The 20,966-nt window shown below is 58.9% G+C and carries 22 protein-coding genes and 2 pseudogenes; 12 read left to right on the forward strand and 12 right to left on the reverse strand.

Annotation, left to right across the window (positions count from 1 at the left end; genetic code table 11):
- Positions 1–2: 2 nt before the first annotated feature.
- Positions 3–830 (reverse strand): arylamine N-acetyltransferase family protein, encoded by an 828-nt coding sequence (locus VLA07_RS16055; RefSeq protein ID WP_333989655.1) that lies wholly within the window; start codon positions 828–830, stop codon positions 3–5.
- A 100-nt stretch (positions 831–930) separates the two neighbouring features.
- Entirely contained in the window at positions 931–1,725 is a 795-nt protein-coding gene (gene xth / locus VLA07_RS16060; protein ID WP_223009435.1) for an exodeoxyribonuclease III, read from the reverse strand.
- 127 nt (positions 1,726–1,852) lie between these two features.
- Between xth and VLA07_RS16065 the strand changes: the two genes are divergently transcribed.
- Complete coding sequence (locus VLA07_RS16065; RefSeq protein ID WP_333989656.1) at positions 1,853–2,437, forward strand: GNAT family N-acetyltransferase; 585 nt, start codon at positions 1,853–1,855, stop codon at positions 2,435–2,437.
- Positions 2,438–2,527: 90 nt separating this feature from the next.
- Positions 2,528–2,827, forward strand: a complete 300-nt coding sequence (locus VLA07_RS16070; RefSeq protein ID WP_096796939.1) for a hypothetical protein — start codon at positions 2,528–2,530, stop codon at positions 2,825–2,827.
- 92 nt (positions 2,828–2,919) lie between these two features.
- On the opposite strand, the gene VLA07_RS16075 is transcribed toward VLA07_RS16070, so the two are convergent.
- The 4 genes and pseudogenes from VLA07_RS16075 to VLA07_RS16090 all read right to left on the reverse strand — a co-directional run bounded on the left by VLA07_RS16075 (position 2,920) and on the right by VLA07_RS16090 (position 6,296).
- Complete coding sequence (locus VLA07_RS16075; RefSeq protein WP_333989657.1) at positions 2,920–4,488, reverse strand: sensor domain-containing diguanylate cyclase; 1,569 nt, start codon at positions 4,486–4,488, stop codon at positions 2,920–2,922.
- Between the two features lie 223 nt (positions 4,489–4,711).
- Positions 4,712–5,236: a hypothetical protein gene (locus VLA07_RS16080; protein ID WP_097088632.1), complete on the reverse strand. Its 525-nt coding sequence runs from the start codon at positions 5,234–5,236 to the stop codon at positions 4,712–4,714.
- A 148-nt stretch (positions 5,237–5,384) separates the two neighbouring features.
- Positions 5,385–5,495 (reverse strand): annotated as a pseudogene (locus VLA07_RS16085) (PAAR domain-containing protein); the annotation flags it as partial.
- A gap of 135 nt (positions 5,496–5,630) precedes the next feature.
- Entirely contained in the window at positions 5,631–6,296 is a 666-nt protein-coding gene (locus VLA07_RS16090) for a ribonuclease T2 (protein WP_027611510.1), read from the reverse strand.
- A 165-nt stretch (positions 6,297–6,461) separates the two neighbouring features.
- Here VLA07_RS16090 and VLA07_RS16095 point away from each other — a divergent pair, with 165 nt between their 5' ends.
- The 6 genes from VLA07_RS16095 to VLA07_RS16120 all read left to right on the forward strand — a co-directional run bounded on the left by VLA07_RS16095 (position 6,462) and on the right by VLA07_RS16120 (position 11,743).
- Positions 6,462–6,932, forward strand: coding sequence for a hypothetical protein (locus VLA07_RS16095; protein ID WP_027611509.1), 471 nt, complete (start codon positions 6,462–6,464; stop codon positions 6,930–6,932).
- A gap of 102 nt (positions 6,933–7,034) precedes the next feature.
- Positions 7,035–8,741, forward strand: a complete 1,707-nt coding sequence (locus tag VLA07_RS16100) for a copper resistance system multicopper oxidase (RefSeq protein ID WP_333989658.1) — start codon at positions 7,035–7,037, stop codon at positions 8,739–8,741.
- An 11-nt stretch (positions 8,742–8,752) separates the two neighbouring features.
- The gene (locus tag VLA07_RS16105) at positions 8,753–9,619 is read left to right on the forward strand and encodes a copper resistance protein B (RefSeq protein ID WP_333989659.1); all 867 of its coding nucleotides are present in this window, start codon (positions 8,753–8,755) and stop codon (positions 9,617–9,619) included.
- A 32-nt stretch (positions 9,620–9,651) separates the two neighbouring features.
- Positions 9,652–10,026: a copper homeostasis periplasmic binding protein CopC gene (gene copC / locus VLA07_RS16110; protein ID WP_027611506.1), complete on the forward strand. Its 375-nt coding sequence runs from the start codon at positions 9,652–9,654 to the stop codon at positions 10,024–10,026.
- 3 nt (positions 10,027–10,029) lie between these two features.
- Entirely contained in the window at positions 10,030–10,899 is an 870-nt protein-coding gene (copD, locus tag VLA07_RS16115; RefSeq protein ID WP_333989660.1) for a copper homeostasis membrane protein CopD, read from the forward strand.
- Between the two features lie 58 nt (positions 10,900–10,957).
- A complete protein-coding gene (locus tag VLA07_RS16120; protein WP_333989661.1) occupies positions 10,958–11,743 on the forward strand; it encodes a transporter substrate-binding domain-containing protein in 786 nt (261 codons plus the stop codon).
- A gap of 132 nt (positions 11,744–11,875) precedes the next feature.
- Here VLA07_RS16120 and VLA07_RS16125 read toward each other — a convergent pair whose 3' ends face one another.
- From VLA07_RS16125 to VLA07_RS16140, 5 genes and pseudogenes are all read right to left on the reverse strand, one after another.
- Positions 11,876–12,091: a hypothetical protein gene (locus VLA07_RS16125; RefSeq protein WP_150369173.1), complete on the reverse strand. Its 216-nt coding sequence runs from the start codon at positions 12,089–12,091 to the stop codon at positions 11,876–11,878.
- 102 nt (positions 12,092–12,193) lie between these two features.
- A complete protein-coding gene (rimA, locus tag VLA07_RS16130; protein WP_115989347.1) occupies positions 12,194–12,973 on the reverse strand; it encodes a S6 modification regulatory phosphodiesterase RimA in 780 nt (259 codons plus the stop codon).
- 135 nt (positions 12,974–13,108) lie between these two features.
- Positions 13,109–13,981 carry a methyl-accepting chemotaxis protein gene (locus VLA07_RS27250; protein WP_442969546.1) on the reverse strand — a complete coding sequence of 291 codons (873 nt, stop codon included), beginning with the start codon at positions 13,979–13,981 and terminating at the stop codon, positions 13,109–13,111.
- Positions 13,967–15,043: pseudogene (locus VLA07_RS27255) on the reverse strand (methyl-accepting chemotaxis protein); the annotation flags it as partial. The pseudogene VLA07_RS27255 and the gene VLA07_RS27250, both read right to left, overlap by 15 nt.
- A gap of 447 nt (positions 15,044–15,490) precedes the next feature.
- Positions 15,491–15,853 (reverse strand): DUF6124 family protein, encoded by a 363-nt coding sequence (locus VLA07_RS16140; protein WP_097088612.1) that lies wholly within the window; start codon positions 15,851–15,853, stop codon positions 15,491–15,493.
- An 875-nt stretch (positions 15,854–16,728) separates the two neighbouring features.
- On the opposite strand from VLA07_RS16140, the gene VLA07_RS16145 reads away from it, so the two are divergent.
- The 3 genes from VLA07_RS16145 to dusA all read left to right on the forward strand — a co-directional run bounded on the left by VLA07_RS16145 (position 16,729) and on the right by dusA (position 18,621).
- On the forward strand, positions 16,729–16,959 hold the full coding sequence (locus VLA07_RS16145; protein ID WP_121186301.1) for a hypothetical protein: 231 nt from the start codon (positions 16,729–16,731) through the stop codon (positions 16,957–16,959).
- Positions 16,960–17,048: 89 nt separating this feature from the next.
- On the forward strand, positions 17,049–17,399 hold the full coding sequence (locus tag VLA07_RS16150) for a DUF7079 family protein (protein ID WP_333989664.1): 351 nt from the start codon (positions 17,049–17,051) through the stop codon (positions 17,397–17,399).
- 226 nt (positions 17,400–17,625) lie between these two features.
- The gene (gene dusA, locus VLA07_RS16155) at positions 17,626–18,621 is read left to right on the forward strand and encodes a tRNA dihydrouridine(20/20a) synthase DusA (RefSeq protein WP_247269293.1); all 996 of its coding nucleotides are present in this window, start codon (positions 17,626–17,628) and stop codon (positions 18,619–18,621) included.
- 52 nt (positions 18,622–18,673) lie between these two features.
- On the opposite strand, the gene VLA07_RS16160 is transcribed toward dusA, so the two are convergent.
- On the reverse strand, positions 18,674–19,507 hold the full coding sequence (locus tag VLA07_RS16160; RefSeq protein ID WP_123588482.1) for an undecaprenyl-diphosphate phosphatase: 834 nt from the start codon (positions 19,505–19,507) through the stop codon (positions 18,674–18,676).
- A gap of 507 nt (positions 19,508–20,014) precedes the next feature.
- On the opposite strand from VLA07_RS16160, the gene VLA07_RS16165 reads away from it, so the two are divergent.
- Positions 20,015–20,755 carry a winged helix-turn-helix domain-containing protein gene (locus VLA07_RS16165; protein WP_333989665.1) on the forward strand — a complete coding sequence of 247 codons (741 nt, stop codon included), beginning with the start codon at positions 20,015–20,017 and terminating at the stop codon, positions 20,753–20,755.
- The last annotated feature ends 211 nt before the right edge of the window (positions 20,756–20,966 follow it).

Below are 20,966 nucleotides of genomic sequence, written 5' to 3' on the forward strand. Positions count from 1 at the left end.
GATCAGGCCGGTACGAGCATCCGCGCCAGCGACTGGCGCACATGCGGCTGGTCAGGCAGGCGCAAGCCGAACTCCTGCTCCAGCACTTCAAGCAGTTCATCAACATCCGCCACCTCGCGTCGCTCGCTGGCGGCACCCATATGATGAATCGCGAAACTGCCGTTGTTCAGGGTCCGGCGCCAGCCATCGCCGGTGCGCGCAACCATTAGCCGTTTGGCGAACGGTGACTCGGGATGGGTCGAGACGTACCAGTTGCCGAGGGTGTAATCGATGTCTTCCTGGCGTTGCAGATCAAACAGGTACATCGCGCGCCATTCGCCGGCGACATTGGCGCGCAGCATGTAACCATCGGCCTGTTTCTCGATGCGATAGGACTCGTGCGGCGTCGGTTGTTCAGCCTCGGTATCGAGCAGCAACGGCGCGGTCGGCACCATGCCACCGAAGCCGACATCGGTGATGTAACGCTCGCCGTCGATGATCACCAGGCTCAAGCGATGCGTGCGGGCCGTCCAGGTGCCCTCGGGTTGCGCCAGCACCACGCGCCCGGAGATGCCACGGGCCTCGAAGCCCAATTCCTGCAGCAACGCCAGAAACAGATTGTTCAGTTCGTAGCAGTAACCGCCACGGCCACCGTGAAGAACCTTTTGTTCGACCGACGCCAGATCGATCAGCACCGGCGCGCCAGTGATCGTCGACAGGTTCTCGAAGGGAAAGACGCCGGTATGCCGCAACTGCAACTGCCGCAGGGTTTCCAGGGTCGGTGCCGGTGGAGCGTCGAACCCCAGGTGTTGCAGGTACAACGTCGGATTCGCCAGACGTGGCTCGCTCATTGCTCAGTCCTTTTGCATGTGGCCGCGCATTGCTGCGCCGATGGCCGACATGTATACGGGATCGCCCCCGGACTCCGACAATTGATTTCGCCAATCACCACTACCGACGCTTGCGCGAACCGATGCGAATCCAGGTCGGCGCATGGTCGCTGGCGTGCGGTTCGTTACGCACCCACGCGTCTACCCCGGCCTCGTGCAGATACGGACTGAGTGCCGGATTGAGCAGCAGATGATCAATGCGCAGGCCGGAGTTGGTTTGCCAATGCTGGCGGAAGTAATCCCAGAAGGTGTAGAGGCGATCATCGGGATACAGATGGCGTAGCGAATCGGTCCAGCCTTGATCCAGCAGCCGCTGATAACACTCGCGGCTTTCGGGTTGCAGCAGCGCATCCTTGAGCCAGGAACGGGTGTTGTAGATGTCCATATCGGTGGGCACCACGTTGTAATCGCCGGCCAGCACCACCGGATGGTCGCTGCTTTGCAAATCCTTGGCGTAGCGGATCAAGCGCTCGAACCAGGCCAGTTTGTAGTCGAACTTCGGCCCCGGCTGCGGGTTGCCGTTGGGCAGGTACAGGCAGCCGACCAGCACACCATGCACCGCCGCCTCCAGATAACGGCTGTGCTTGTCCTCTGGATCGCCCGGCAGACCGCGACGGCTCTCCAGTGGTTGCGCATCGCGGGCGAGAATCGCCACGCCGTTCCATGACGCCTGCCCGTGCCAGATCGCGCCATAGCCGGCGGATTCCAGTTCGGCGGCCGGGAATGCACTGTCGACTGATTTGAGCTCTTGCAGGCAAGCGATGTCCGGTTGCTCGCGCTTGAGCCACGCCAGCAGGTTCGGCAAGCGTGCGCGCAGGCCATTGACGTTGAACGTGGCGATCCGCAGGTTTTTCATCGTTCAGGCTCCGGCGAACAAGGTGTGAAATTTGTGACCCTTTGCTAAAGGCGGTGGTTGCATCGGATCAACCGGCTGCGACGTAATAAGCGCTCGCCACTGCCCCGAACTGCCGAGACTTGATTCCATGCTCACCACCCTGCAAGGCCCGCGCGTCATCCTGCGTCCACTTCAGTACAGCGACGCCGACGCCCTGCTCCGCGCTGCCGCCGACGGCGAACTGTGGAACCTCACCGTCACCGTGGTGCCGTCGGCGAGCACCATCGACAGCTATCTGAAAAAAGCCCTCGACGGCCGTGATGCCGGTACGGTCATGCCGTTTGTGATCGTGTTGAAGGATAGCGGCGAAGTGATCGGCTCGACCCGGTTCTGGAAGATCGACCCGCTCAATCGCAAGCTGGAAATCGGCAGCAGCTGGATCTCGGCACGCTGGCAGAAATCCTTCGTCAACACCGAAGCCAAATACCTGATGTTGCGTCACGCCTTCGAGGTGCTCGACTGCGTGCGAGTGCAGTTCACCACCGACGAGAACAACCAGAAGTCGCGCAACGCGATTCTGCGCCTCGGTGCGCAACAGGAAGGCATCGTGCGCCACGAGCGGATCATGCCCGACGGCCGCAAGCGTAACTCGGTGCGTTTCAGCATCATCGATGACGAATGGCCGCAGGTACGGCAGGCGCTGGAGCAGAAACTGGCTGAGGATCGAGGCTGAGGCTCGACAACCGCTCGTCAGCCAATCGGCACCAACAGCTGCGGCCGTCAGACCAAAGTCAGGTAACCGAACCTTTTTGGGAGACGTACCATGACAACGCGCAAACTGACTTCCCTGTTGCTCGCCGGGCTGCTGGCCACCGCCTCGGTCGGCGCCTTTGCCGCCAATGACGGGGCGGATGCCTCCGGCACCAAATCCGGTGCTACAAGCGGCACCAACATGCCCCCCAACAGCACCCCCGGCGCTCCGAAAAACGGTGACAGTACCGATGGCGCCGGCAAGGGTACCGGCACCAACAGTGGCACCATGGGTTCTGGATCGGGAGCGGGGGGCGGCACTGGTTCGGCCGGCGGCGGAACTGGCGGTGCCGGTGGTGGCACAGGCAGCTGAACGAATAAGCGTGACCGCTGGTGATCCGGCATGAAGGCATGAATCTGTGGCGCTGGAATCCGATTCCTCGCCACAGATCAAGCGCGGAGGCTTTAGCGATCCGACCGCATCAACTCGGCAACACCCTCCTCCAGCGACAACACCGCCGCGCGATTGCGTCCGGCATTTTTTGCCTGATACAGCGCCGCGTCAGCACGCTGGATAAACACTTCAAGGCTGTCATTGCCGCTCGGAATAAATGAGTAGCAGCCCAGACTGACCGTCAGGTAACCGGTGGGCGAACCGCTGTGAGTAATGCGTTTATCCATCACGCTGCGGCGAATCTGCCCGGCAATCGCCAGCACGCCGTTGATGTCGGTATCCGGTAGCAACACCGCGAACTCTTCGCCACCGTAACGCACCGCCAGGTCAGACTTGCGTTGAGAGCAATTCTTCAACACCTGGGCCACCTGAGTCAGGCAGTGATCCCCTGCCACGTGCCCGTAGGCATCGTTGTAGCGCTTGAAGAAATCGATATCGAGCATGATCAAGCCGACTGGACTCGACTGCCGTGCACCGCGGGCAAATTCGATCTCCAGCGATTGCTCGAACAGGCGCCGATTCGCCAGCCCCGTCAGGCTGTCGTGGGTCGCGATCTGCTCCAGTGTGCGCTGTGCCTTGCGCAGGTTTTTCTCGATTCGCTCGCCGTCACGCACCTGATGAATGAACACCCAGCCGAACAGGCCGACGCCAAGAATCACCAGCGCCACAATCACGCTGGACTGAAAGGCCCGCTCATACCAACCCTTGAGAATCGTGTCGCGCGAAGAGGCGGACGCTACCACCAGCGGATAAGCCGCCAACTGGCGGTAGCCGTACAAGCGCACCACGCCGTCGACCACCGACTTGATCATCGCGGTGCCGGCCGGGGCTTCGGGCAGCAGCTTCTGGTAGATCCTGCCTTGCGCCAGCGACGAGCCGATCAGGCCTTCGTCGAACGGTCGCCGCGCCAGCAACGTGCCGTCCTTGAGTCCGAGAAACATGATGCCGTTGTCATCGAGGCTGAAACTTTTGAAGAACCGGTCGAAGTACGCCATCTTGATCCCGGCCATCAGCACGCCCTGGAAGTTGCCGGCGCGGTCGTTGATGCGTTTCGAGATCGGGATGATCCACTGGCCATTCTCGCGGCTGCGAATCGCCGGGCCGATGTGCGCCACGGTAGAAGCGTTCTGCTGGTGAAACCTGAAGTACTCGCGGTCGGCCACACCATTGCCACGGGGCAGGTCCGGGAACGAGGTGATCACCCACTGGCCCTCGCGATCGAACAGGAACATGCCGTGTAACTGCTCCAGTTGTTGCACCCGACGCGCGAAGGTTTTTTGCAGACGTGGTCGCTGCGCGGCGCCATAACCATCGTCCTCGACCCAATCAGCGAGACTTGTGAGCACCAGGTCAGCGGCCAGAAACGTGTCCTCGGCCTGCTGCGCCATGGCTCGGGTCAGGTTGGTCGACGCGATCTGCGCGTTCGCCAGGTCCTGACGCCGTGTCTGCTCGAGTTGCAGATAGAGCAAGCCGGACAGGCACAGGCACACCGCAACGATGAACAGCGCTGCCGCCTTGCGCAGTGGCAGGCGTTTAAGCGTGCCGGGAGTCTGATGGGGGTCGTGAATGGGGATTGGCAAAAACGTGTCCTGGGCAGGTACGACAGGGGCCGCAGCCCGAAACCCTTACTTTTCATGAGCGTAGCCCAGCGGGGTGCGCACAGCAAACCCGCCCCGCCAACACACGCCTGCCCCGCTGTATCGGCGCGCAAGGGATTTGGATGACCTCCGCACGTCGATTTATTTTCAGTGGTGGTTTTGCGGGCGATCGCCCTCGCGTATCTGCGCAGGGCACCGATGACGACTATCGGGGTTTGTTGATTTCGCGCAGCAGATCCGCGACCGGCAGGTTCATGGTGTTTGAGTAGTAGGGTTTGTAGCCGTACGCGGTGACGACGACTTTGCAGGGGATTTGTTGTTTGTTCGCGAGGAGTTGATTCAGTTCTGTTACTGAAAGATTTCTCTCAGAACTTCGGTTGCTGGAAGTTTCACTGAGGAATGCGCGAGTAAGGTAGGAAAACTTTCCCTTGTTGTTTTCATTTTTTTCCGATCGTATCAAACCGGATGCGGAGAACTGTATGGCTTTGCCTACTGAGAAATCATGATCATCCGCCAATGCGCAATGAAGCATGCCCGAAATCATCCCAACTCGCTCCCCGCGATCAAAAAGATCCAACACATCAACGTCCGACTGATACCGGATGATGTATAGCAGCGACTTTTCTCTTTCCACAGATTCGAAGTTCAGGTTTGCGGGAGGCTTTGTATGGTCTTTCGCACAACCTGAGCAAATAGCGAGCAAGCAACAAATGAGCACCCTGTACATCATGGAAAATCCTTCATGATTGAGTCAAAAAGCATATCGGCTGCCGATTTGCTCCCCGCGATACGGGCAGTAAACAACCCCAAAGCATTTGCATGATTTGTGTCTACATTGACGTTTAATGAAGGGCCAAAGGAGATAAGCCACTTTTCACCAATCCGTCGAAATTCACATTCGGCGAGCCACTGGCAATTGGATTGGTGCCATGTCCCGGGAGTGGGCAGGCGGTTGGGTCGGTGACGCGGGCGGCGGGTTTTCCGCTCATGAACAGCTCCTTGCAGTGTTGCGGGTCATCCTTTTTGGGGGCGCAAGCATGCGTGAATTTTCCGGTTGCTTCAAACCTCCAGGCAAAAAAAGGCGCCCGATCGAGGCGCCTTTTTCATTCGTGCAACCACTCACATCAACGCGACGGCGGCACCCGAATATCTCCCGCCCGGCACTGCGTCTTCACGCCCTTGCCACACGCGCCGAACTGCAGATCCTTGCCCATGCACACCCGCACTTCCGAAAGCTCCGGGCCGCTGCAGATCACCGCGATGCCATTGGCCGGGATCCCCGGGTTGGCCTTGCGGAACAGGTCGGCGATTTCCTGGGCTTCGAAGTAATACGAGGAGCTGAACGGTTGCAGCTCCTGCGGAATTTTCACCGCGCCAACTGCTTTGTCCGCTTCATCCAGATAACCCATCGCGCCGAGACCGCTGCAGGTGCCGTGCTTGGACCATTCGTGATCGAGCAGTTTCTTCGTCGGGAACAGTGTCAGGCCCTTGGTGGTTTCCGCCGCCGACAGCGTGGTCAGCGGTGGGCAGGACTCCGGCCAGCCGCCATTGGCGTATTGCGGCCACAGACCATGCAGCACGAAACCGTAGCCCTTGCCGGAACACTGCACGTCGTCCTTGTGTGTCAGGCAAAAGGTCGGCGACCAGGACAGCGTCAGCAGGTAGTAATCGAACTGCCCCGCTACCGCTTCCGTTTGCACCTTGCTGGCGTTCGACTGACGCGCCGAACTCAGGCCGATGCTACCGGCCGTCAGCGCGATCAGCGCCAGAATTGTAAACAGCTTTTTCATGTACCCGCTCCTTGGGACGCCTGCGTCCGTGGTTTTTGATGCTGACCAGACTTGGCCAGCGCTGATTTCGCCATGCTTGTGTTGCAAGCGCATGACGCAAGGCAAGGCCGTACGCCGTTGAACGGTCTACGATTAACAGGCAGACATCAAACCAAGGGATCCGAAATGAGTAAAGCAGACGAACTGGCCGCCAAACTCAAGCAAACCCGGCACACCCATGCGGATGCCGCGCTGGAGATCGATTGCTGGCCGGCGCAGGTCTACGATCTGTACCACCGCATCGAGGCCTGGCTGCAGCCAGTCACTGAAGTGGGCCTGAAAATCCGTCGCAACCCGACCCACGTTTGCGAAAGCTCACCCGATGGCGAAAGCCACGATTACGCGATCGACCAACTGGTGATTGAAGCCAACCAGCAAACCCTGACCTTTGATCCCATCGCCCGGTTTACCGAAGACGGCGCCGGCCGCGTGCAGATCACCCTGCCGGATCGCAACACCTATCTGCTGCGCACCGTCGATGAACATCATGAAAGCCATTGGTGGTTGCAAACGGTGGAAACCGGTCAGGAACTGGATGCGATTGCGCTGACCGAGAACAACCTGTTGCAGGTGGTGCAGGAAGGGCTCGGCCTGTAACGCGAGTGGCCAAACTGTCAAAACTGTAATCCCCCTCTCAGCCAACTGAAAGCCAGCGCTGGGTAGCCTCCCCGTCATGAATCAAACGGGGACTTCCAGCGCATGCCTTCCAACACCTCAAGACGCACCTTCGTCAAAGGCCTGGCCGCCAGCGGCCTGCTCGGCGGCCTCGGTCTGTGGCGCGCGCCGGTCTGGGCGCTGACCCCGCCTGGGCAGATCAACGAACTGAGCGGCAGCGAATTCGAGCTGTTCATCGGCGAAACCCCGGTCAACTTCACCGGCAGCCCGCGCACTGCGCTGACCATCAATGGCAGCCTGCCCGGCCCGCTCTTGCGCTGGCGCGAGGGTGATACGGTGACGTTGCGGGTGCGCAACCGGCTCAAGGACAGCACTTCGATTCATTGGCACGGCATCTTGCTGCCGGCCAACATGGACGGCGTGCCGGGTCTGAGTTTTCACGGCATCGAACCGGGTGGCGTATACGTCTACCAGTTCAAGGTGCGGCAGCACGGCACTTACTGGTATCACAGCCATTCCGGCTTGCAGGAGCAGGCCGGGGTTTACGGGCCGCTGGTGATCGACGCCAGAGAACCGGAGCCGTTCCAGTACCACCGCGACTACGTGGTGATGCTCAGCGACTGGACCGACGAAGACCCGGCCAGCCTGATGAAGACCCTGAAAAAGCAGTCCGACTACTACAACGACCACAAGCGCACCGTTGGCGATTTCATCGACGACGTCAGCGACAAAGGCTGGGGCGCCACCGTCGCCGACCGCACGATGTGGGCGCAAATGAAGATGAACCCCACCGACATCGCCGACGTCAGTGGCGCCACCTACACCTTCCTGATCAACGGCCATACGCCCGACAGCAACTGGACCGGGCTGTTTCGCCCCGGCGAAAAACTGCGTCTGCGGCTGATCAACGGCTCGGCCATGACTTACTTCGACGTGCGCATTCCGGGGCTGAAAATGACCGTGGTCGCGGCGGACGGTTTGCACGTCAAACCGGTCAGCGTCGACGAGCTGCGCATCGCCGTGGCGGAAACCTACGACGTGATCGTCGAACCTGATGGCGAGGCCTGCACCCTGTTCGCCCAGGCCATGGATCGCAGCGGTTATGCCCGCGCCACCCTCGCCACCCGCGCCGGTCTGGCAGCACCGGTGCCTGCGCTGGACCCGCGCCCGCTGGTGACCATGGATGACATGGGCATGGCCGGGATGGATCACGGCTCGATGGACATGAGCGCCATGGCGGGCATGGATCACTCGGCGATGGGCCCGATGCAATCGCACCCCGCCAGCGAACAGGACAATCCGCTGGTGGACATGCAAGCCATGAGCACCGCGCCGAAACTCGACGACCCTGGCCTCGGCCTGCGCAACAACGGCCGTCGCGTGCTGACCTACGCCGACCTGCGCAGCACCTTCGAAGACCCGGACGGCCGCGATCCCGGGCGCACGATCGAGCTGCACCTGACCGGGCACATGGAGAAGTTCGCCTGGTCGTTCAACGGCATCAAGTTCTCCGACGCCGAGCCGCTGCGCCTCAAGTACGGCGAGCGCATCCGTCTGGTGCTGGTCAACGACACCATGATGACCCACCCCATCCACCTGCACGGCATGTGGAGCGATCTGGAAGACGAGAACGGCAACTTTCAGGTGCGCAAACACACCATCGACATGCCCCCCGGTACCCGTCGCAGCTATCGGGTGACGGCCGATGCATTGGGCCGCTGGGCCTATCACTGCCATCTGCTTTATCACATGGAAACCGGCATGTTCCGCGAAGTGCGGGTGGAAGAATGAAGGGGCCGATCATGACTCGAATCGCAGCGTTCTCCTTGTTAATCATCGGCAGCTCCGTCATGGCCGCCGACGACATGCAAGGCATGGATCACAGTCAGATGCCCGGCATGGATCACTCGATGCAGAGCATGGACGACGGCATGATGCAGCCCGCCGCGCCGACTGAAAGTCGCACGCCGATCCCGGTGCTGACCGACGCCGACCGCGCCGCCGTGTTCGTCAGCCCCGCCGGCCATCAGGTGCACGACAGCGTGATCAACAGCTACTTCCTCGCCGACAAACTCGAATGGCAAAACGCCGATGACGGCAGCGCTTTGGCCTGGGATCTGTCCGGCTGGGTCGGCGGCGACATCGATCGCCTGTGGCTGCGCTCCGAAGGCGAACGCAGCAACGGCAAAACCGAGGACGCCGAGCTCCAGGCATTGTGGGGCCACGCGATTTCGCCGTGGTGGGACGTGGTCAGCGGCGTGCGTCAGGACTTCAAACCCGGCGCGCCGCAAACCTGGGCCGCGTTCGGCGTGCAGGGCATGGCGCTGTACAACTTCGAAGCCGAGGCCACGGCGTTTCTCGGCGAAGGCGGACAAAGCGCACTGCGGCTGGAGGGCGATTACGACATTCTGCTGACCAACCGGCTGATCCTGCAGCCCACCGCCGAGCTCAACGTCTACGGCAAAAACGACCCGCAACGGGGCCTCGGCTCCGGCCTGTCGAACACTGAGGCCGGCCTGCGCCTGCGCTACGAAATCCGCCGCGAATTCGCGCCGTACCTCGGCGTGACGTGGCACCGCACCTACGGCAACACCGCCGATTACCTCCGCGAAGAAGGCGAAAATCGCAGCGAAGCACGGCTCGTGCTCGGTGTGCGGCTGTGGTTCTGAATCCCATTGAAAAACAACCCCAGAGGTCTTGCATGCGCACGTTGAATATCACCCTTGTACTCGCCAGCGGATTGCTTCTGAGCAGCCTCGCTCAGGCTCACCCGAAACTGCTGTCATCAACCCCGGCCGAAGGTGCCGACGGCGCGGCTCCCGACAAGATCGAACTGCACTTTTCCGAGAGCCTGCTGACTCAGTTCTCCGGCGCCAAACTGGTGATGACCGAGATGCCCGGCATGGCCCATTCGCCGATGCCGATGAAGGCCAGAGTCAGCGCCGGCAGCGACCCGAAATCCATGCTTGTCACCCCGCTCACGCCGTTGCCCGCCGGCACCTATAAGGTCGAGTGGCGTGCGGTGTCGTCCGACACGCACCCGATCACCGGCAACGTCACGTTCAAAGTGCAGTGAGCGATGGCTGAACTGATCAACATCATTCTGCGCCTGGCGTTGTATGTGGATTTGCTGCTGTTGTTCGGGGCGGCGTTGTTTGCGCTGTGCAGCGTGAACGCGCCGCTGCGGTTCAGGCCGCTGTTGCGTGGATTGGCGTTGCTCGGTGCCCTGCTGTCAGTGGCTGGATTGCTGCTGATGACGAGCGCCATGAGTGGCGAAACCGAACTCGCCGCACTCTGGCCGCACCTGCAGATGATGCTGCTGGAAACGGACGTCGGGTTGGCGTGGGCGCTGCGCATGATTGCACTGATCGTGGTGCTGGCTCAGCCGGGGAAGTGGCTCGCGTCGATGGCCGGCGCGGTCACCCTCACCTCCCTTGCGTGGAGTGGGCACGGAGCAATGGACGAGGGCTCGCTGCGGGTCTGGCATTTCCTCAGCGACATCCTGCATCTGCTGGCGGCGGGGGCATGGTTGGGCGGTATGCTGGCGCTGGTGCTGCTGGCGCGGGGTGGTGTGGATGAAGCACGGATTCGCCTGCTGGCTGCGGCGGTGAAACGCTTCGAATGGATCGGCGCGGCGATTGTGCTGACGCTGTCAGTGAGCGGCGTGGTGAATTACCTGTTCATCGTCGGCCCGAGGCTGGATGAGGTGCTGCTCGGCACCTATGGGATGTTGCTGGCGATCAAGGTTTTGCTGTTTGCCGTGATGCTGGTTCTGGCGGCGCTGAACCGCTTTCACCTTGGGCCTGCGCTGGAGCGATCGCTACGCGATGGACAGCACGTCATCGCGGCGCATGCACTCAGGCGCAGCGTGCTGCTGGAACTGGGCATGGCCCTGCTGATCGTGGCGTTGGTGGCGTGGCTCGGCACGTTGAGTCCGGACGCGGGATGACACCCGAGAAGGCCTTTCACTACACTGGCTCACCGTCCTCTGCAAAAGCCCGATGTCCATGACCATTCTAAAAAGCACGATGATCCTTTGCGGCGCGCTGACCCTGGCCGCTGGCGTTCAGGCGCAGGAAAGCCCTTCGCACCTCGACAGCATCCAGCAACAAGGCCAACTGCGCGTCTGCACCACCGGCGACTACAAGCCCTACACCTTCAAGCGCACCGACGGCGACTTCGAGGGCATCGACATCGCCATGGCGCGCTCGCTGGCCGACAGCCTAGGAGTCAAGGTCGAGTGGGTGCAAACCACCTGGAAAACCCTGATGCCGGACATGCAGGCCGGCAAGTGCGACATCGGCATGGGCGGGATTTCGGTGACGCTGGACCGGCAGAAAAAAGCCTACTTCAGCGACACCCTCGACAGCGACGGCAAGATCCCGCTGGTGCGCTGCGCCGAGCAGGCCAAGTACCAGACCGTCGAGCAGATCAACCAGCCCAACGTGCGCCTGGTCGAACCGGCGGGCGGCACCAACGAAGCCTTCGTCCATGCCTTCCTGCCCAAGGCGCAACTGGCGCTGCACGACAACGTGACGATCTTCCAGCAACTGCTCGACAACAAGGCCGACGTAATGATCACCGACGCCTCGGAAGCGCTGTATCAGCAGAAACTCAAACCGGGGTTGTGCGCGGTGAATCCGCACCAGTACATGCAGTATGGGGAGAAAGCCTATCTGCTGCCGCGCGATGACATCAGCTGGAAACTGTACGTTGATCAGTGGCTGCATCTGAGCAAAGTCACTGGCAGTTATCAGAAGGTCATTGGTGAGTGGCTGGCCCTGCCGCAGTAATCTTCCAGGCACAAACATTTGTGGCGAGGGAGCTTGCTCCCGCTGGACTGCGCAGCAGGCCTTCTTTTGAGGGGCCGCCTCGCGACCCAGCGGGAGCAAGCTCCCTCGCCACAGTCTCAGCCTCGATTTTGATCAATCGTCATGCAACATCCCTGAGCTGTACTGATTCAAGCTGCTACCAATACTGTTACCACCGAATTTGAGGGTCGTTGCATTGGTGCGCCCCTCCGGCGATTGGCAATCCGAGGAGAAACAACTGGTGGTGGTCAAACCTCCGGCGCCCGAACAGGCACTCAATACCGAGACAGCTGCGGCGATCAACAGCACTTTGACGACATTGGTGCGCATGGTACAGCTCCCCTTGGGATGATCTTGTGCAAGCATCCTAGGCCTAAGCCGCACTCGGGAAGATGAAATTTTGCCGATCGACAGCACGGGTTCAGGTTCGCATCAAACCGCCCGCCACGCCTCCACCGGAATCTGCGCCATCGCCTCAAACGCCGGTTTGGCGAACCAGAAACCCTGCATCAGATAAATCCCGCAATCGGCCAGAAAATCCCGCTCCTCCGGGTGCTCGATGCCCTCGGCAATCACCTCAATCCCCAGTTCAGTACACATGCCCACCACGCCCCGCACGATCGCCTGACGCACACGATCACGGTGGATATCGCGGATCAGCGCCATGTCCAGTTTGATCAGATCCGGCTGAAAGTCCGCCAGCAGATTCAGCCCGGAGTAGCCGGCGCCGAAATCATCGATGGCGGTCTTGAAACCAAACTCGCGGTACTCGCGCAAGATGTTCATCAAGTGCTTGTTGCTTTCGACGTGCTCACCCTCGACCGCTTCGAAGATCAGTCGCTCGAGCGGGAACGCATGCGCGCGGGCCGCCTCCAGCGTGCTGCGAATGCACAGGTCCGGGCGATAAACGGCGTTCGGCAGGAAGTTGATCGAGAGAAAACCGGTGAGCCCCAACTGCGCGGCCGTGGAGATTGCCCGCACGCGGCACAGTTGATCGAAGCGATAGCGGTTCTGGTCATCGACCTGCTGCAGAACCGACAGTGCACCTTCGCCCTGCACGCCCCGGACCAGCGCCTCGTGGGCGAAGGTCGATTGATCACGCACATCGACAATCGGCTGGAACGCGAAGGAGAACGCCATATCGGCCTCGCCTTTTTGCCGGCATCCTTGGCACCCCCCGCTGGGCTGGGGGAAAATTGGTGTATTGGTCATGACGCCCCCTGAGAGCGGGTTGCAACCATCCATGGCCCAGAAAAAATCACTGTACGGACCGGGTGGCGCCGCTTGGCGGCCCCCGCTTATACAGGCTGACCGGTCAATTCCGGCCAAGTTCATTGCGAAATGCCATCAGGTGCGGAAATGCGCCGTCATGCGTTGCAGGTCCTGGCCCAGCGATACCAGCTCAATGGTCGCGGCAGCACTTTCTTCGCTGGCGACGGCCGACTGATCGGCCACATCGCGCACACTGACGATGCTGCGATTGATCTCATCGGCCACCGCACTTTGCTGCTCGGCGGCGGCGGAAATCTGCAGGCTCATTTGCTGGATCGTGCCGATCGAATGGTTGATCTCGGTAATCGCCTGTTCGGCCTTCTGCGCCAGCACCACGGTGTCCAGCGTGCGCTCGCGGCTGGATGTCATCAGCGTAGATGCCGCTTGCGTGCCCTGCTGCAGAGTGACAATCAGCGCTTCGATTTCCTTGGTCGAATCCTGGGTGCGCTGCGCCAGCGAGCGCACTTCATCGGCAACCACGGCAAAACCACGGCCCTGCTCCCCCGCCCGCGCCGCTTCAATCGCCGCGTTCAGCGCCAGCAAGTTGGTCTGCTCGGCGACAGCCTTGATCACATCGATGACCTTGCCGATCTGCTCGCTGTCCTGGGACAGCACGTTCATCGCCGCGCCCAACTCCTCGATCGCCACCGACAGTTCGCTGATTTGCACGGTCGCCTGCTTGACCACCGCACTGCCGTGTCGTGCCTGCTGATCGGCCAGGGTCGCGGCGGCGGATGCGTCGGTGGTGTTGCGCGCCACCTCCTGCACGGTCGAGGCCATTTCGTGCATCGCCGTGGCGACCTGATCCACCTCGACTTTCTGCTGACGCACACCGGCGCTGGTCTGCTCGCTCATCGCCGAGAGCTTCTCCGCCGATGTCGAAATATGTGTCACGCCGTTACCGATCCCCTGCACCAGCGTGTTCAGACTTTGTGCCATGTCCTGCATCGCGTTTTGCAGATCGCCCAATTCATCCTTGCGGCTGGATTTGGTTTGCACCGTCAGATCGCCCTTGGCAATCCGTCGCGCCAGCTCCACCGTCAGCGCCAGCGGCCCGGTGATCTGCCGCGAGATCAGCACCGCAGCCAACAGACCGACCACCAGCGCCAGCACCGTCAGCACTGCAATCTGGATAAACGCACGCTGTTGATCGTCGCGCGCCAGACGCTGCTGGGTGTCCATCAGGCCGGTCATGATGCTGTCCATCGCCTGGCTTTGTTGATCCACCTGCTGGCGCAGGCTCTGCTTCTGCTCGAACAGCGCGGCGACCTGCACCAGCACCTCGCGATAGCGGCGCATCCCGGCCTGCGCCTCTTCAAGCTGACTCGACAGGGCCGCCGGCAACCCGCTGCGCGCCTTGCTCATGTCGGCCAGAAACGCATCGGTGGTGTCCAGCAGCACCTTCTTGTTGGCCTCGCTCGGCACGGCGATATAACGCCGCAACATCAGACGAAACATCGCCATGCCATTGCGCAGATCCGCCACGGTGCGCAAGTCCGCCACCCGCGCGCTGTCGGCAGATGCCAGCGCACTGGCGGTGGTGCTCTCGAACATCCTGTTGAAGGTCTCGGCGTACTTGTCCGACATCGCCCCCAACGGTTTCAGCGCAGCGCTGGTTGCCTTGTCCGCCTCGACCAAACGCTTGACCTGCTGATCGTAAGCCAGCGTGGTGTCCTGCAAACGCTTCAAGGCTTGCTGGTTTTCCGCCCGCGTCAGGGTCTGCAACGCCTTGGCGATCAGCCCTTGCAACACCGTCAGCTGCGACTGATAAGCCTCGGCATAAGCGACATCCGCCGCCGCTTCGTACTGCTTCTCCGACAGCCGCATGTCCTGCGTCGCATCGTTGAGCGTACCGATCAAACGCGTGGTACCCAGGCGATCAACCAGCACATTGCTACTGCTATAGCCAATGAAGGCCACCGCCCCCACCGCCAGCAAAAGAACGCCAAACCCGGCCCCCAACTTTCGGGAAACCTTGATGTTGCCCAGGAAATTCGATGCTTCTGCCATGTTCAGCCTCTAACGCCCTGACGTGATTCAGCGTCAGGCACAAAAAGTAGATCTCTGATAACCGGAGTTACCGCTCATATTCGGGGTCGTCGTCCTGGGCGAAATACGGGCAGCTTCCACTGACCCGGCTGCAACAACCTGACGCGAAAAGCCGTACCGACGGCCCACGCACCAGCGGACAAATCCAGGACTGACGCTGGATTTATCGTTTCAGCAAAGGTGTTGGAACGGATGCTATAAATTTTGGGAAAAGTTGTACAACTTTATATTTTTGTATAATCGTTGAACTTTTTTGAGCGCGTGATGACGCATTGCCATCATTTTTTGTGGCACATCGCTATTGCTGTGGAAACAGGCTGAAACCCGCCATTTTCGGCAGTTGTTTTGCGCATCGACAGAACGCCCTCCGCGACCACGAGCTGGCCGCTCGCCACGGAGGGCAGCGATCTACGCCTTCAACTCGACGTTATCCAACGCCTGATTCACCGCCAACTCCCCCAACATCACCACCTGCGCAATGCCCAGCAGCGTCTTGCGGTGCGAGACATCCAGCAACGCGGCGAAGTCATTGAGCATGGTCGTGGCGGAACCCAGGGACTCGCTGGCGTTGGCGAGCAGGGACTCAGTGTCGTAGGCCGGGTTGGCGAGGAACATCGGTCTGGATTGATCACCACTGGCCATGATCTGGCTGGCCGGGGTGAGGTAGTGATCGAGGGCGCGCTCGGCGGCTTCGTGGAGTTTGCGGGAGTCGAGGGATTCGTAGGGGGATGCGGGGTTGGATTCGGGTGGGTTGGGTGTTGGTTTGAACATGGTGTAACTCCTGACGGATAAACGAAAAGGAGCCATCACTCTCGCTACCAAACGAAGGGTGGAGGCCATACGCAGGTTGGTAGACCGGTCGTCAGGAACCCCGGCGCATCCGCAGACGCCCCGCGCATGACCACCATAAAACGAAGACGAGAAACGCCCTCGCAAGACAGTAGTCTTGTGCTTCTGACGGAGACGGGCTACCAAACCCGATCACTGGTTTTCAGTGACGTAGGGACGATAGAACCCGCGAGCTAGACGCACAAGCCGGCGGATTCTGTCTTAGGTGTAGGGGGAGGCGCAAGGTGGTGTAGGAGCGGGACAGCGACAGCGGGCCTCATTTAAACAAATGTGGAAGTAATCGTTTGGAAGGAGTTTGAGGAGTACTGCATTTAAATCACAGCGGCAAACTGGCTGCAGCGATCATCAGACTAATTCAGCCTGGGGAATGAACGCGTTTCAAGCATATGTTGCTAAGGCTGCTTGCTCAGAAGGCCTGTTAAACCGGGTAGCCGCGACCGCATGAGTGGATGTAGTCCTGTCTTACGCCAAGTGGCGTCGGACAGATCAATCTGTCGTACAGGGTTGTGCTTTTAAAGCCCAACTGATAAATATTTGCCTGCAAGGCATATTGATATCATTGGGAGAAGCAAGGATGAGCGACAAGAACTTCCGCATAACGTTTACTCGCGGTACGAACTCTTCGGTAATCACTACCAGTGTACGAGCGAGCAGTGCGAGTCAGGCAAAGGAAAAAATCAAGGAACGAGAGCGCGGTCAGGCAAAAATCATTTCTGCAGTAGAAACCTAAAACCAACAGATTACCTGCATAGCAAGCTCATATTATCGCTGTGAGCTTGCTTACCTGAGGAAAAAGCATGGACGACGAGATTCAGGAAAAAAGCGGACCTTCTTTCAACGAGTCGCTGGATAAAATGATGGGCGAAGCGTGGAGTGAAGTTAAGGATGATTTTTCCCATGGTACGGGTATGGACCGGGCTGCTTCGGCGGCAAAGCTGGTCGGCAAAGGGTCCTTTTATCTAGGTGTTAAATTTATTCAAAACCTACCTAATGCCATCGAGAAAATGAAAGAGAAGCAGGCAAAGTAGTGCTGAGCTGTGCCTCTAAAAATTGGCGGCTTTATCTAAATAAACTCGCCAATTTTTTACCCGATGTTTCTCTTGACATGGAACGTTCAATGATGGATGAGAAACTCGCTTACGTCTATTGGGCGCTATCTGACGCTTTTGTTGATACAGAAGTTGATTACGAAGCTATTGCGCGCCAAACTGAAGACTATGACCCTGAGGAAATCAGGCGAATTCTTTATCATGAGGTAGCACCTGTCTGTCATACGAACCTTGAGACGGTGATTCCAATGACATGGTCAGCATTCAATTTAGAAAACTTGAAAGCTGACATAAATGAAATGCTGGAGGCAAGAGAGAAAAGCAACTTCCGCCGACAATGGGACAAATTACTAATACGCTGGCTTGAATTCAGATATGGCTACATCTGGAAGGACATCCAAAAACACTATCAGAAATAAATCCGCGCACAAAAAAATAAATCCAGTACACCTATTTCCCTGCGACGAGTTAAAGGAGTAAGAAATGGCCCACATAATAGACAACTGCGTAGGTCAGATTTATTTACTACCAAGCATCCACTATTAATGAGCAAAGAAGACAGACCTCCACCAGCCTCCAAACCCGTCCGCCCCCATTCCTGATAAACTCCCCCACCTCCCAGCCCCACCCAATCCAGAACCGCCAATGTCCCCTATCTCCGCCACACCCGCCCCACTCTCCCGCCGCTTCTCCGTCGCCCCGATGATGGACTGGACTGATAGGCATTGCAGATACTTCCTACGCCTCCTGTCGAAGAACGCCCTGCTCTACACCGAAATGGTCACCACCGGCGCTCTCCTCAACGGCGATCACGAACGGTTCCTCCGTCACAACGAAGCCGAGCATCCGCTGGCGCTACAGTTGGGCGGTAGTGTTCCGCTGGATCTGGCCGCCTGCGCGCGCATGGCGCAGGCGCATGGTTACGACGAGGTGAATCTGAATGTGGGCTGCCCGAGTGATCGGGTGCAGAACAATATGATCGGTGCGTGCCTGATGGGGCATCCGCAGTTGGTGGCGGATTGTGTGAAGGCGATGCGCGATGCGGTGTCGATTCCGGTGACGGTGAAGCATCGGATCGGGATCAATGGGCGGGACAGTTACGCCGAGTTGTGTGATTTCGTCGGGACGGTGCGGGATGCAGGGTGTACCAGTTTTACCGTGCATGCGCGGATTGCGATTCTTGAGGGGTTGTCGCCGAAGGAGAATCGCGACATTCCGCCGTTGCGGTATGACGTGGCGGCGCAGTTGAAGGCGGATTTTCCGGAGTTGGAGATTGTGCTGAACGGCGGGATCAAGACGATGGAGGCCTGCCATGAGCACTTGCAGAGCTTTGACGGTGTGATGCTCGGGCGTGAGGCTTATCACAATCCGTATTTGCTGGCGGAGGTCGATCAGCAGCTGTTCGGCAGCAGCGCGCCGGTGATCAGCCGGGCCGAGGCGCTGGCGCAGTTGCGGCCATATATTGCCGAGCATCTGCAAGCGGGCGGTGCGATGCATCACATTACCCGGCACGTGCTGGGGCTGGGCACCGGGTTCCCGGGGGCGCGTAAATTCCGTCAGTTGTTGTCGGTGGATATTCACAAGGCCAAGGATCCGCTGGCGTTGCTGGATCAGGCTGGCGAGTTGCTGCAAGGGCGTTGATGCCCTCCTTCCGTAAAACGCGCCAGGCGGGTTGATCCGCCTGGCGTGCGCATCACCCCGCCGCTGCTTCCGTCCAATTCACCCAGCCAAACACCCACGTCGCCAGAATCAACAAGCCAAACGCGATCCGATACCAGGCGAACGCGGCGTAGCTGTGGTTGGCGATGAATTTGAGCAGGCCGCGTACGGCGATCATGGCGAAGATGAAGGCGATGACGAAACCGAGGGCGAACACTGGCAGGTCGCTGGCCTGGAACAGGTCGCGGTATTTGTAGCCGGAGTACACCGCAGCGCCGACCATGGTCGGCATGGCGAGGAAGAACGAGAACTCTGTGGCGGCTTTCCGGGACAAGCCGAACAATAAACCGCCGATGATGGTAGAGCCCGAGCGCGACGTGCCGGGAATCATCGCCAGGCATTGCACGAAACCGATCTTCAACGCGTCTGACCAGCGCATGTCGTCGACATGATCGACGCTCACCACGTGGCTGCGCTGTTCGGCCCACAACATGACAATACCGCCCACCACCAAGGCCATGGCCACGGTGATCGGGTTAAACAGGTATTGATGGATTTTGTCAGCGAACAGCACGCCGAGCACCACCGCCGGGAGGAAGGCGATCAGCAGGTTGAGGGTGAAACGTTGCGCATTGCGTTGGGTGGGCAGACCTTTGACGATGTCGAAGATCTTCGGGCGAAACTCCCAGACCACAGCCAGGATCGCCCCCAGCTGAATAATGATGTTGAACGCCATCGCGCGTTCGCCGCCGAAGTCCAGCAGGTCGGCGACGATGATCTGGTGGCCGGTACTGGAGATCGGCAAAAACTCGGTCAGGCCTTCTACCGCGCCCAAAATCAACACCTGGATAAAGGTCCAGAAATCCATTAATCCTCCGTCAGAGCGCTCGTGATGAGCGACCGGTCAACTGTATTCAGGAATTGAGTATCTGAAGTTAAACAATCGGTATAACGCGACACCCATTGCCTGATCAGGCGACGGAGAATATGTCTTATCAAAAGACACACTCAAGCCATGTTAATAAACGTCCGCCTACGAACTACACGAAAAATATTTAGGGCTATAGTAGAAAAAAGTTCGATTGGCCAATAAAGTGTGATCCAGCTCACATTGTCTCAGGATCGTCGACAGTGGCAATTGGACATGAATAAAGCCGTGGCCATAGATTCAAAATAGTGGCACAATTCCACATCGCCATCATGTAACGACTAGTTCACAACCCCGAGAAAATCAACTAAAAGCTTGAAATGCTTAATTATTGTTAGAAAACTCGGGAGCCACGTCTAAAAATCGCGTGAATGTTACCAATTGTCAGTCACAGATGAGAACCGGTGCTTTAACATCCCGATGTCAGCACCTAATTCGAGTCAAAGCATGATGCTCTCAGGGAACTTGGCGACTAGAAGTCCGCGCCCGACAAACGACGTACCCGGTGTTCTTACTCTGGGTCGTACCCGTGGCGTGGCCGAACATTTCAGAGCGCTGATCGCAAAGCACGTACGCACTGACATGGCACTTGAGGCCGGTTCGTACACTAGTTCCTATAACAATGAACTTTCTGGTTCGTATCGAGCCATCTTCATCGTTATCGACACTCCACAAGCGCTGGAAGACAATCTTGCGCTGATCGAGAGCCTGCGCAGCGACAACTTGAAGCCGATCATCTGCGCGGTCATTACCGGTCGCGGCGCCTTCAACAAGATCAAGTATTTCCTGGCCGGTGCCGACTTCTGTATCAAACTCAATACCCTTTCCGACGAGGGCGACGAGTTGCTCGGTGAGTTCTTCAACAGCGAAGAATGGCAGCGGGATATCAACCTCACGCTCGACCCGACGCGCATCTGCCTGCAGGGCGGCACCAGTCAGAAACTCGACATCTCGTTCGCCGAGATGAAGATCCTGGAAGCCTTTGCGCAGACCAGCAATCACATTCTCAGCCATGATGAAATCGCCAGCATCATGGGGCTCAATACCAATTTCTACGATCCGAGAGCGCTGGAAAAATCCATCAGCCGCTTGCGTGGAAAAATCAAGGACATGTATGGTACCAATGCGATTCAGAGCATCCGCGGCTACGGCTATCGCCTGATGCGGGGTCTGATATCGACTGCCTGACTCTCGGGCAGCCATCCTCTTTGCATAATCACGAAGGATCGTCATATGCAACCATACAGCTCAAGTTGTACTTCAAATCTACTAATAATCAAGCCATTGAATGAGCACGGCTACACCGAACCATAACAATAAACTTAACAACATAGCAGCAGAACGAGTGGAATTTATCGAGGCCATTTTGGGCCCAGACCCTGCCTGTCGGTTACTTCCA

Source organism: Pseudomonas sp. S3(2024), from assembly GCF_036861315.1.
Taxonomy (GTDB): Bacteria; Pseudomonadota; Gammaproteobacteria; order Pseudomonadales; family Pseudomonadaceae; genus Aquipseudomonas; species Aquipseudomonas putida_A.

What these genes read in the sequence shown, in the direction of transcription:
- dusA (WP_247269293.1), top strand. Translation starts at nt 17,626, where the DNA reads ATGTCCCCTATCTCCGCCACACCCGCCCCACTCTCCCGCCGCTTCTCC.
- VLA07_RS16125 (WP_150369173.1), bottom strand. Translation starts at nt 12,091, where the DNA reads ATGCGCACCAATGTCGTCAAAGTGCTGTTGATCGCCGCAGCTGTCTCG.
- copD (WP_333989660.1), top strand. Translation starts at nt 10,030, where the DNA reads ATGGCTGAACTGATCAACATCATTCTGCGCCTGGCGTTGTATGTGGAT.
- VLA07_RS16105 (WP_333989659.1), top strand. Translation starts at nt 8,753, where the DNA reads ATGACTCGAATCGCAGCGTTCTCCTTGTTAATCATCGGCAGCTCCGTC.
- VLA07_RS27250 (WP_442969546.1), bottom strand. Translation starts at nt 13,981, where the DNA reads ATGCAGGACATGGCACAAAGTCTGAACACGCTGGTGCAGGGGATCGGT.
- rimA (WP_115989347.1), bottom strand. Translation starts at nt 12,973, where the DNA reads ATGACCAATACACCAATTTTCCCCCAGCCCAGCGGGGGGTGCCAAGGA.
- VLA07_RS16090 (WP_027611510.1), bottom strand. Translation starts at nt 6,296, where the DNA reads ATGAAAAAGCTGTTTACAATTCTGGCGCTGATCGCGCTGACGGCCGGT.
- VLA07_RS16065 (WP_333989656.1), top strand. Translation starts at nt 1,853, where the DNA reads ATGCTCACCACCCTGCAAGGCCCGCGCGTCATCCTGCGTCCACTTCAG.
- VLA07_RS16165 (WP_333989665.1), top strand. Translation starts at nt 20,015, where the DNA reads ATGATGCTCTCAGGGAACTTGGCGACTAGAAGTCCGCGCCCGACAAAC.
- xth (WP_223009435.1), bottom strand. Translation starts at nt 1,725, where the DNA reads ATGAAAAACCTGCGGATCGCCACGTTCAACGTCAATGGCCTGCGCGCA.
- VLA07_RS16070 (WP_096796939.1), top strand. Translation starts at nt 2,528, where the DNA reads ATGACAACGCGCAAACTGACTTCCCTGTTGCTCGCCGGGCTGCTGGCC.
- VLA07_RS16145 (WP_121186301.1), top strand. Translation starts at nt 16,729, where the DNA reads ATGGACGACGAGATTCAGGAAAAAAGCGGACCTTCTTTCAACGAGTCG.
- copC (WP_027611506.1), top strand. Translation starts at nt 9,652, where the DNA reads ATGCGCACGTTGAATATCACCCTTGTACTCGCCAGCGGATTGCTTCTG.
- VLA07_RS16055 (WP_333989655.1), bottom strand. Translation starts at nt 830, where the DNA reads ATGAGCGAGCCACGTCTGGCGAATCCGACGTTGTACCTGCAACACCTG.
- VLA07_RS16120 (WP_333989661.1), top strand. Translation starts at nt 10,958, where the DNA reads ATGACCATTCTAAAAAGCACGATGATCCTTTGCGGCGCGCTGACCCTG.
- VLA07_RS16160 (WP_123588482.1), bottom strand. Translation starts at nt 19,507, where the DNA reads ATGGATTTCTGGACCTTTATCCAGGTGTTGATTTTGGGCGCGGTAGAA.
- VLA07_RS16150 (WP_333989664.1), top strand. Translation starts at nt 17,049, where the DNA reads ATGATGGATGAGAAACTCGCTTACGTCTATTGGGCGCTATCTGACGCT.
- VLA07_RS16095 (WP_027611509.1), top strand. Translation starts at nt 6,462, where the DNA reads ATGAGTAAAGCAGACGAACTGGCCGCCAAACTCAAGCAAACCCGGCAC.
- VLA07_RS16140 (WP_097088612.1), bottom strand. Translation starts at nt 15,853, where the DNA reads ATGTTCAAACCAACACCCAACCCACCCGAATCCAACCCCGCATCCCCC.
- VLA07_RS16080 (WP_097088632.1), bottom strand. Translation starts at nt 5,236, where the DNA reads ATGATGTACAGGGTGCTCATTTGTTGCTTGCTCGCTATTTGCTCAGGT.
- VLA07_RS16100 (WP_333989658.1), top strand. Translation starts at nt 7,035, where the DNA reads ATGCCTTCCAACACCTCAAGACGCACCTTCGTCAAAGGCCTGGCCGCC.